This is a genomic window from Streptomyces sp. NPDC018045 (genome assembly GCF_044327445.1).
Lineage (GTDB): Bacteria > Actinomycetota > Actinomycetes > Streptomycetales > Streptomycetaceae > Streptomyces.
Genome location: NZ_JBIRFL010000057.1, coordinates 1 through 8431, shown reverse-complemented (window position 1 = coordinate 8431; position 8431 = coordinate 1). Strand labels below are relative to the sequence as shown.

Annotated in this window: 12 protein-coding genes; 9 read left to right on the top strand and 3 right to left on the bottom strand. The window is 67.9% G+C overall.

The window, feature by feature from the left end; translation table 11 throughout:
* The first annotated feature begins 101 nt into the window (after window positions 1–101).
* The 6 genes from ACH4EB_RS38280 (at window position 102) to ACH4EB_RS38255 (ending at window position 4255) form a co-directional block, all read left to right on the top strand.
* Window positions 102–1196: an ISL3 family transposase gene (locus ACH4EB_RS38280; RefSeq protein WP_398353140.1), complete on the top strand. Its 1095-nt coding sequence runs from the start codon at window positions 102–104 to the stop codon at window positions 1194–1196.
* The gene (locus ACH4EB_RS38275; protein WP_398353141.1) at window positions 1169–1534 is read left to right on the top strand and encodes a transposase; all 366 of its coding nucleotides are present in this window, start codon (window positions 1169–1171) and stop codon (window positions 1532–1534) included. The genes ACH4EB_RS38280 and ACH4EB_RS38275 overlap by 28 nt, the downstream gene beginning before the upstream one ends.
* 41 nt (window positions 1535–1575) lie before the next feature.
* The gene (locus tag ACH4EB_RS38270; RefSeq protein ID WP_078624200.1) at window positions 1576–1764 is read left to right on the top strand and encodes a hypothetical protein; all 189 of its coding nucleotides are present in this window, start codon (window positions 1576–1578) and stop codon (window positions 1762–1764) included.
* 212 nt (window positions 1765–1976) lie between these two features.
* Window positions 1977–2177 (top strand): hypothetical protein, encoded by a 201-nt coding sequence (locus ACH4EB_RS38265; RefSeq protein ID WP_398353139.1) that lies wholly within the window; start codon window positions 1977–1979, stop codon window positions 2175–2177.
* Between the two features lie 468 nt (window positions 2178–2645).
* Window positions 2646–3086 carry a MarR family winged helix-turn-helix transcriptional regulator gene (locus tag ACH4EB_RS38260; protein WP_398353138.1) on the top strand — a complete coding sequence of 147 codons (441 nt, stop codon included), beginning with the start codon at window positions 2646–2648 and terminating at the stop codon, window positions 3084–3086.
* A gap of 83 nt (window positions 3087–3169) precedes the next feature.
* A complete protein-coding gene (locus tag ACH4EB_RS38255) occupies window positions 3170–4255 on the top strand; it encodes an FAD-dependent oxidoreductase (protein ID WP_398353136.1) in 1086 nt (361 codons plus the stop codon).
* 27 nt (window positions 4256–4282) lie between these two features.
* Here ACH4EB_RS38255 and ACH4EB_RS38250 read toward each other — a convergent pair whose 3' ends face one another.
* A complete protein-coding gene (locus ACH4EB_RS38250; RefSeq protein WP_398353135.1) occupies window positions 4283–4429 on the bottom strand; it encodes a hypothetical protein in 147 nt (48 codons plus the stop codon).
* Window positions 4430–5385: 956 nt separating this feature from the next.
* Here ACH4EB_RS38250 and ACH4EB_RS38245 point away from each other — a divergent pair.
* Together ACH4EB_RS38245 and ACH4EB_RS38240 are read left to right on the top strand one after the other, a co-directional pair.
* Window positions 5386–5694, top strand: a complete 309-nt coding sequence (locus ACH4EB_RS38245) for a hypothetical protein (RefSeq protein WP_398353133.1) — start codon at window positions 5386–5388, stop codon at window positions 5692–5694.
* 81 nt (window positions 5695–5775) lie between these two features.
* Entirely contained in the window at window positions 5776–6207 is a 432-nt protein-coding gene (locus tag ACH4EB_RS38240; RefSeq protein ID WP_398353132.1) for a hypothetical protein, read from the top strand.
* 199 nt (window positions 6208–6406) lie between these two features.
* Here the strand turns inward: ACH4EB_RS38240 and ACH4EB_RS38235 are convergent, their stop codons facing one another.
* Window positions 6407–6601, bottom strand: a complete 195-nt coding sequence (locus tag ACH4EB_RS38235; RefSeq protein ID WP_398353130.1) for a transposase — start codon at window positions 6599–6601, stop codon at window positions 6407–6409.
* Between the two features lie 169 nt (window positions 6602–6770).
* Complete coding sequence (locus tag ACH4EB_RS38230) at window positions 6771–7649, bottom strand: hypothetical protein (RefSeq protein ID WP_398353129.1); 879 nt, start codon at window positions 7647–7649, stop codon at window positions 6771–6773.
* Window positions 7650–7859: 210 nt separating this feature from the next.
* Between ACH4EB_RS38230 and ACH4EB_RS38225 the strand changes: the two genes are divergently transcribed.
* Entirely contained in the window at window positions 7860–8120 is a 261-nt protein-coding gene (locus tag ACH4EB_RS38225; protein WP_361157971.1) for a GlsB/YeaQ/YmgE family stress response membrane protein, read from the top strand.
* Window positions 8121–8431 lie beyond the last annotated feature (311 nt).

Here is an 8431-nt window from a genome sequence, read left to right as displayed (position 1 = left end):
GGTTCGATCACCGCCCACAGTTCGTCACTGACCTCCCACGGCTTGCGCCGGGCCATCCTCACCCCCGAGGAACGGCATCACCGTCCCCTCCACCGTGCCACATGAAGATCATTCTGCAAGGACTCGTTAAGGACCTGCCGCTCGCTGAGCAGGGGTTTACGATCCGGCTGACGGTCCGGCGCTTCATCTGCGGGTCGGCGGACTGCCCGCGCCGGACCTTCGCCGAGCCGTTCTCGCGGCTGGCCACCCCGCATGCAAGGTTCACCATTCGACTCAACCACGCCTTGGAGCGCGTGGGGCTCGCGTTGGCCGGGCGGGCCGGAGCTCGGCTGGCTGCCCAGCTGGGCTTCGGCGCGGGACGGATGACCTTGTTGCGCAGGGTCATGGCACTGCCTGATCCGCAGTTCAGTGTTCCGCGTGTGCTCGGCGTGGACGACTTCGCGATCCGCCGCGGCCAGACCTACTCCACGGTCTTGACCAGCGTCGAAGACCATCGCGTGGTCGACGTGCTCCCAACCCGTGAAGCCGGACCGCTGGCCGCCTGGCTGGTCCGTCACCCCGGCGTGGAGATCATCTGCCGCGACCGGGCGGGCGCCTACGCCGAAGGAGCTCGCCTCGGCGCCCCCGACGCCGTGCAGGTCGCCGACCGGTTCCACCTGTGGCAGGGCCTCGGCCGGGCCGTGGAGACCTGCGTCGCCGCCCACCGCGACTGCCTGCGCAACCCTTCGCCCAGCGGGACAGCGCCGGGCACGACACGTAAGGGAGCCGACAGGCCGCAGGACGACTCGGCCCCCGTCGGCCGGCGAGCCGAGCGCAAGAAGGCCGCACACGCCCTGGTCCACGAGTTGCTTGCCCGAGGCCACTCACGCCGGGCGATCGCCCGGCACCTGGGCTGGGGCCTCAACACCGTCCTCCGGTACGCGAACGCCCCAAGCTGGCAGGACACCTTCCGCGAGAACCGGCCCCGTCCCAGCAGACTGGACCCCTACAAGCCCTACCTGGAGCGACGCTTCGCCGCGGGATGCACAAGCGTCACCCACCTCCACAATGAACTCCTCGCCGACAACGCGCCCGTCACCTACCAGATGGTCCGCGCCCACATCGCCACCCTCCGCGGGACGCCTGCCGGCATGCCGACGAGGCCTCCGACGGTGCGGCAGGTGACCGGCTGCTCACCCGGCACCCCACCACGCTGAGCGAGGATGACCAGGCCGCTCTGAAGGACGTCCTGGCACGCTGCCCCGAACTGGACACGGCCGCCGGCCATATCCGCGACTTCGGCGAAATACTCACCGACCGGCTCGGGGCCACACTCCCCACCTGGATCGACGCAGTCGACGCCAGCCAACTACCCGGACTCACCAACTTCGCACTCCACATGCTCCGAGACCTCGACGCCGTGACCGCCGGACTCACCCTCCACTGGAGCTCCGGCAGCATCGAAGGCGCCGTCAACCGCATCAAAAAGATCAAGAGGCAGCTCTACGGACGAGCTGGCTTCCACCTGCTCCGGAAGATGATCCTGCTCCAGTAGCAGCTTGTAATGTGGGGAGACTGTCATGAGGGGTGATCGATATAAGCAGGCGACGGTACGTAGCCAGAGGGGTACCCGGCGGGTATCGCATTTGGGACAACAAGGGGCAGCGGTGGTGGGGTGACCACTACGAGCTCTGCCCTGACGCTCTCCTGACGGAGTTGAACGGCGCTGCCGAACCCGCGAAGCTCACCGCTCTCCTCAAGCAGTACCGAGCACAGAAACGCTGACGGAGTGAGCGGCCGGTTTGGAGTATGGCCGGGTGGGCGAGCCGAGCCGGCCTCGGCCGAGTTGTCCAGGAAGCACCTCCTCGAACATCGAGGTGACGCTCCGCGACGACTCCCCAAGATCTGTGCCACACCCCATTTCTGTTCGACATTCACGAGCCAGTTGATCACTAACTGCCTCCGAAACCCGTCGACAAACGCTGTTCCTCGACGAGATGAACGAAGCCGCAGAGACCATCGACGCGCGCTGGGGCACCACTTACCGGGTCACCGGAGTGCTCGCCGACCTGATGGACACGTCCCTCACCGAAGCCTTCGCACGCCTACGAGGTTTGGTCTTCGCCGCCGGCCGCCCGCTGCCCGCCCTGGCCCACGACATCCTCCACAACCGGCGGTCGACGACCGGCGACGGCTGACCCGATTGTCAGGCATCCGGTGGTCTCACGGCATCCTGGCTGACGACAGCGTGCTGGGTATCAGTCCATCCGGTCGGATGCCTGCTTTCGGTCCCGGCTCCCCGCCCCAGCGCGTTGTTCCGTTGCACAAGCTGCGTCGTTGTGAACCTTGCGTCGGTGCAGACGTCTCCGTGCCCGCAGAAGAACACTTCGCTGCCTTGCCGCGGCAGCACGACGGCAACCCTGCACTGGCGGAACGTCAGGCGAACAATCGGCTCGAATTCCTTGAACCGGTCCGCGACCACTGACACGAGCGTGAGGGGGCGAAGCCCCGGCCCCGGGACCCGAGAGGCCCTGACGGAAGCCGGGCCGGCGCCGGGTACGCGGAGCACACCTACTGCTGACAGGGGCAGCACGTGTCCCCACGCGAATGTGGCCGAAGTCCGCGGAGGCTTGATCCTTAACCTGGCAACAGTTAGTGTGTTAACTATGGGGAGAGCGAAGCGCGAGAGCACGCTGGAGCTGATGCGGTGGGTGGTGTGGGGGCAGCGACGCATCGCTGATGAATGGATACGGGAACGCGGCCTCACGCACGAGCAGAGTGCCGTGCTGGCGTACCTGACGAAGAACCGGGATGCCATTCAGCGTGACGTCGCGCGGGCCATGCGCACCAGTGCGCCGAGCATTTCCCGGCTCCTGGCCGGACTTGAGCGGCGCGGACTCGTGGAGCGCCAGACCCAGGAGGATGACACGCGCAGCCGTCGGGTGCATGTCACTCCAGCGGGCTCCGAACTGATCCAGGGTTTCGAAGAGGCCATGGACCATGTCGAGGAGTCGATCCTCGCGCCGCTGGGCGCCGCAGGGCAGGCGCGGCTCCATGAATTGCTGGAGCAGCTCGCGTCCCGGATCGAGCCACCCCGCTCTCCCTGACCCGGCTCTACTACCCGCACGGCGGCCGGGAGCCCCAGCGGGCAAAGCCACCGGTTCACCCACCAGCAGCAAGGAACGCATGCATGACTCAGATCACGATCATCGGTGCCGGTCTTGCGGGACTGACACTGGCACGCACCCTGGCGGTTCATGGAATACCGGCCACGGTGTACGAAGCGGAGGCGTCTGCCCAGGCCCGGGGCCAAGGCGGCATGCTCGACATCCACGACTACAACGGCCAGCACGGGATCCGTGCCACCGGCCTGATGGACGGCTTCCGGTCCCTCGTCCTCGAAGGCCGCCAGGCATCCCGCGACGTGTCACCCGACGGCACCATCTTGGCGGACCGGCCCGACGACCCCGCCGGAGGCCGCCCCGAGGTGCAGCGCGGCGAGCTGCGACAGTTGCTGCTGGAATCCCTGCCTGCCGGCAGCGTCGTCTGGGGCCACAAGACCCGGAGCGTGCGGACCCTCGCTGACGGTCGTCACGAAGTGACCTTCGCCAACGGATCGACGCTCGTCACCGACATCCTCGTCGGTGCCGACGGCGCCTGGTCGAAGGTCCGGCCGCTGCTCTCCGATGCCACGCCCGCCTATGCCGGACGCTCGATGGTCGAGACGTACCTGTATGAGAGCGGCACCCGGCACCCTGCCACCCTGGCGCTGGTCGGCGGCGGGTCGATGACCGCCTACGACGAAGCCACCCGCATAGGTCTCGGCGTGCAGCGCGAGCGCGCGGACACCCTGCACGCCTACGCCATGTTCGACCAGCCGCTCGACTGGTTCGACGGCATCGACTTCAATGACGGCCCTGGGGCCGCCCGCACGATCGCCGCGATGTTCGAGGGGTGGGCGCCGGAGCTCGTCGCCCTGGTCGCGGACAGCGACATCCCGCCGATCTTTCGCCCCTTGTACGGGCTGCCGATCGGGCACCGCTGGGAACATGTACCCGGGGTCACGCTCATCGGAGACGCCGCGCACCTGGCACCGCCGGACGGCGAAGGGGCGAACTGGGCCCTCTTCGACGCAGGCCAGCTCGGCAACGCCATCGCCGAACAGCCCAAGGACATCGACGCGGCCATCCGCGCCTACGAAGCCGCGCTCTTCCCACGGAACATCGAGACCGCAACCGCCGCCGCAGCCTACTACCCCGATTTCACACCCTGCTGACCACGGCAACCAGGCAAGTCCGAGGTTCTACCGCAGGCGTTGGACGTGGCGGTGGGTGATCAGGCAGGTGGCGAGGCCGAGGAAGGCTTCGCGGCGGTACTTGTCGTGGCCGTAGCCGCGGCCGGCGAGGAGTGTGTCCGGCCGACGTCCGGGACGGCCGACGACGCCGGCCACGGCCGGGGCAGGTTGGTCTTGGCCAACGGGATGCCCCCGGCCGCCCGGACGGCAGGCCACCTCACCCAGAGATGTGAGTCCACTCTGCACAGAGGTTTCCGGTTCTGATGTCGTTCCTTCTGCTCTCATGACTCCTACGGTGTCAGTCCCATTGCCAATGAAGGCACTCAGGGCGGGGCCGTTCGGTACCCACCCCGCGTGTTCGCCCGGATCCAGGGCCCGAACCCCGCGAGAACACGACCGTCCATTCTCGGGTTCCCGCGAAAAACCATTCATTTTCCGTGAACTCGCGGGCCTCTCCGGGCGTGATCTTCCGGTACAGAAAATGCCGCTGAGAACGATCATGTCCTTCTGGCCATGTGGTCGCTCAGTGAGCTGCCTTCGGTTCTTGTGGCCTTGTCTTGATTACGGCGAGCCGCGCCATAAGGGGCGCCCGCCCACGCATTGTTCCTGACCATTACAGTGAAGGTATGACGCGAGGAACTGTGACCAGGACGCCGGCGACTAGCTTGATGGCGGTCGGCCTGTTGCTGTTGGTAACGGGATTCCTGATCCCGTCCGGGTTTTTCCAGGGCGTAGCGCAGGGTTCCGGTCTTGTGGCGGTTCTCGTCGCGGCCGTACGCATGGGGCGTGCCGGCACCGCGCAGGGCGACCGGCAGACGACGCCTTCGTAGCATGCGCGGCAACGGCAAGGAGCCTACGAGGTGGTAGGAGAAGGCAGGGCGTGACCGGCCGTGAGGACCATCGCCTGGAGCCAGCACCCGGCCCTCCTCCTGGGGCTGGCGGCCTGAGTTTTGGAGGCGGGCGATGAGCGACACTTATCTGACGGTCATTGCGACCGATCCGTACTGGCAGCCCAGTACGCAGGCGGCAGACCGGGCTGCGGCGGTGCTGGCCCGGATGTCCCCGACGACGCCCGCCGCGGTCTTCACACCCGGTGGCACGACAGCGTCGAAGTGGTCGACTGCGGCGCCAACCTGGAGAAGATCTCCTGCCCGCAGTGCGGTGCACAGCTCGCCTTTGACTGGTGGGAGGAGGCCGTCTCGCAGCACTACGACGAGGGCTTCCGGACGCTCACGGTGACGGTCCCCTGCTGCGGCGTCGAGACGTCGCTCAACGCGCTGGTCTACGACTGGCCGATGAGGTTCGCGCGTTTCCGGATCGAGGCCCGCCATCCGAACCGCGCACGGCTGACCGGCGAGGAACTGGCCGCGCTCACGGACGCCCTGGGACACCCCCTTCGCCAGGTCCTCACGCACATCTGAGGCCTGTCCCGTTGACCTTGGTACGGTTGTCCACATTTGGCTGGCCCGGGGCAGGGCCTCAGATCTCATGGAGGCCGGGCAGTGCGGTTCACCTGCCGAAACTTCGGACTGTCGGATCTACCGCGGCGCGGCCTCACCCCGCAGGAGGCTCCCCTGGATGTGCTCCTCCTCGACATCGAGGCAGATCTGTCCATCTGGGAAGACGGGCGGGTTGTGTGGTCCGAGGAGGCGTTCCCCGTGGCCGAGCTGGCGTATCACGTGGCGCTCTGGCTCCAGAGCCCGGCCGCCGGCCGGGAGGACTTTGAGCTCGACTCGATGCAGGCGGACCCGGGGCTGATCCGCATCACGGGTTCCGACGAGGGCTGGCGGATCGGCTCCACCTACACGCCGGACTTCTGGACCTCACCCATCGCCTGGGACGATCTCGTGGCGGAGCTCGAGCAGTTCGACCGTCGTGTGCGCGAGGGCGTTGCTGCGATGGGCATCGATCCCGCATTCATTCCGGAGTCCTGAGCCGGGACCTCCGCTCAGGGCCTCTGGTGATGGTGGCGGCCGTAGCGCTCCCTGTCCCGTGCTACTTCCTCGGCGCTCACCGACGAGTAGATGGCGTACACGCCTCCGACACGCCCATTTCCCCATGCTGCGTGGTCCCGGGAGACCAGGACGGACACCTGCGAAGTGGGCTGCCAGTGCTGTGTGAAGGCCGGAGCGTTCACATCGGGGGCATCCTCCAGAGGGACGCCGCGTTTAGGTCCGGCCAGGGCGCCCCGGTGCGGGCCCGGAACAGCACACCGTTGGACCACCTTGCGGTGATCCGCCCACTGCCCGCCCGGCGCGAACCGTTGGCCGGCAGCAACGGCTTGATCTGCAGCCACTGCGCATCGGTCAGTTCATGTCGTCGCACCATGCCGGACGCCTGCCCGCACCCAAGATCGATCCACCCCGCCAGCAAGAGCCTCAGAAACGGCCTAGACGCTTTGCCCATGTTCAAGCGGCCGGGGCTTCTCGGGCGTGCGGCGGGCCCTGCTCCGGCCGGCCGGAACGGGCCGGACCGGGGCAGGTCGGACCGGAGCAGGTCAGAACAGGAGGTCGTAGATGTTCCAGCCGCCACCGACCGGGATGGCCTTGTTGGGAACGATCCCACCCTGGTAGCGCATTCCCTCGTAGACCGACAGGTTGCCGTCGAGGTCGCGGGCGGTCAGATCGGGCAGCTGGTCGCCGTCCAGGTCCCGGATGCCGACGAAGTCGGCGTAGATGTTCCAGCCGCCGCCCACGCGGGCCCGGCTCTCGAAGGGCCGGGAAGGGTCGCTGGAGCCGGTGGCCTGGTACTTCCAGAGCACGCCGTCCGTGTCGCGAGCCAGGAGGCCGTTGCCGAAGGTGGTCAGGTGGTCGTAGACCTGCCAGCCGCCGCCCACCCGCACCGGCGGCGCGAACGGGGCGGAGGGCTTGCCCGTACCGGCGTAGAAGTAGAGGCCGCCGTCGGTGTCGCGGGCCACCAGGTCGTTCTTGCCGTCGTTGTTGGCGTCGCCCGCACCCGTGATGCTGATGTACCGGTCCCACCCGTATCCGATGGCCTGCCGAGACTTGAACGGCGCGGTCGGATCGCCGCTGCCCTCGTAGAAGTACAGCTTCCCGCTCCGGTCGACGGCCGCGACGTCCCCCGTACCGCCGGCCGACGTCCCCCCGAGCGAGGTGATCTGCACATACTCGTCCCAGCCCCCACCGATTCTCGCCCGCGGCCGGAACGGCGGAACGGCCCACCCCGTGCCCTCGTGCTGCCACAGCACACCGTCGTGGTCACGGGCGTACATCGCCGTACGCTCCGAGGCGGGCCGGGGCTGCGCCGTCGCGGCGGCCGGGCCGGTGGCGGCGAGCGGCAGGGCGAGCGAGGCCGCGACGGCGGCGGCGATCAGAGCCGGACGGAAACGACGGCGGATGCGCTGCATGCGTAACATCAAGTCCCCTTTGTGCACGTGCCGTTACGCCCCCCATGTCCGGAAGACGGACGGCATCGGCCGTTTTCCAGGACCATACCGACAAGTGACCGTTATCTGAGCAGGACGTGAAGATCGGTGACCGAATGGTCATATTGCGGGGCGTACGGCGGGCCGCGAGGGGCACGCGTACAGATGCCCGAGGGTGCACCTCCCGCGGAAGGAGTCGTCGTGTCGTTTCTGTGGGCCGTCATCGCGGGCCTCGTCGTCGGGCTGCTGGCCAAGCTGGTCCTGCCCGGGCGGCAGCCCGTTCCGCTGTGGTTGACGATCATCCTGGGCATGATCGGCGCCGTTGCCGGCAACGCGCTCGCCACCGCCTTCGGCGTGCGCGACACCGGCGGTATCGACTGGATCCGCCATATCTTCCAGATCGGCATCGCGGCCGTCCTGCTCGCCGTCATCACCCCGCTGTGGGCCAAACGGCACACCTGACACGCCGTAAGGGCCGGCTCCGCCGGGCACCGGTGGGAGGTGCCGACTCGCAGCTCAGCGGCTCGTCGTCAACCGGCGCTACAAGGAAAGGAACGTCGCCATGCTTTGGGCGGCCGGATTCACGGCGGTGACCGACGCCGGGGGAAAGCTCCGGTACGTGCCGCCGGGAGGGCAGGCCCGGGCGGGTGAGGTGCTCTTCCCCGGAAGCACTAGGCGGTTTCGTTTGGATCGGTTGGTCGTTGGTCCAGGTATGCCGTTAACCGACGTGCAGTGGGCACGGATCGAGCCGTTGCTGCCGGACCGGGCACCGG

Excerpts from the sequence above, each read along its gene's own strand:
- ACH4EB_RS38235 (WP_398353130.1), bottom strand. The coding sequence starts at position 6,601 with ATGGTGCGACGACATGAACTGACCGATGCGCAGTGGCTGCAGATCAAG.
- ACH4EB_RS38230 (WP_398353129.1), bottom strand. The coding sequence starts at position 7,649 with ATGTTACGCATGCAGCGCATCCGCCGTCGTTTCCGTCCGGCTCTGATC.
- ACH4EB_RS38255 (WP_398353136.1), top strand. The coding sequence starts at position 3,170 with ATGACTCAGATCACGATCATCGGTGCCGGTCTTGCGGGACTGACACTG.
- ACH4EB_RS38265 (WP_398353139.1), top strand. The coding sequence starts at position 1,977 with ATGAACGAAGCCGCAGAGACCATCGACGCGCGCTGGGGCACCACTTAC.
- ACH4EB_RS38260 (WP_398353138.1), top strand. The coding sequence starts at position 2,646 with ATGGGGAGAGCGAAGCGCGAGAGCACGCTGGAGCTGATGCGGTGGGTG.
- ACH4EB_RS38280 (WP_398353140.1), top strand. The coding sequence starts at position 102 with ATGAAGATCATTCTGCAAGGACTCGTTAAGGACCTGCCGCTCGCTGAG.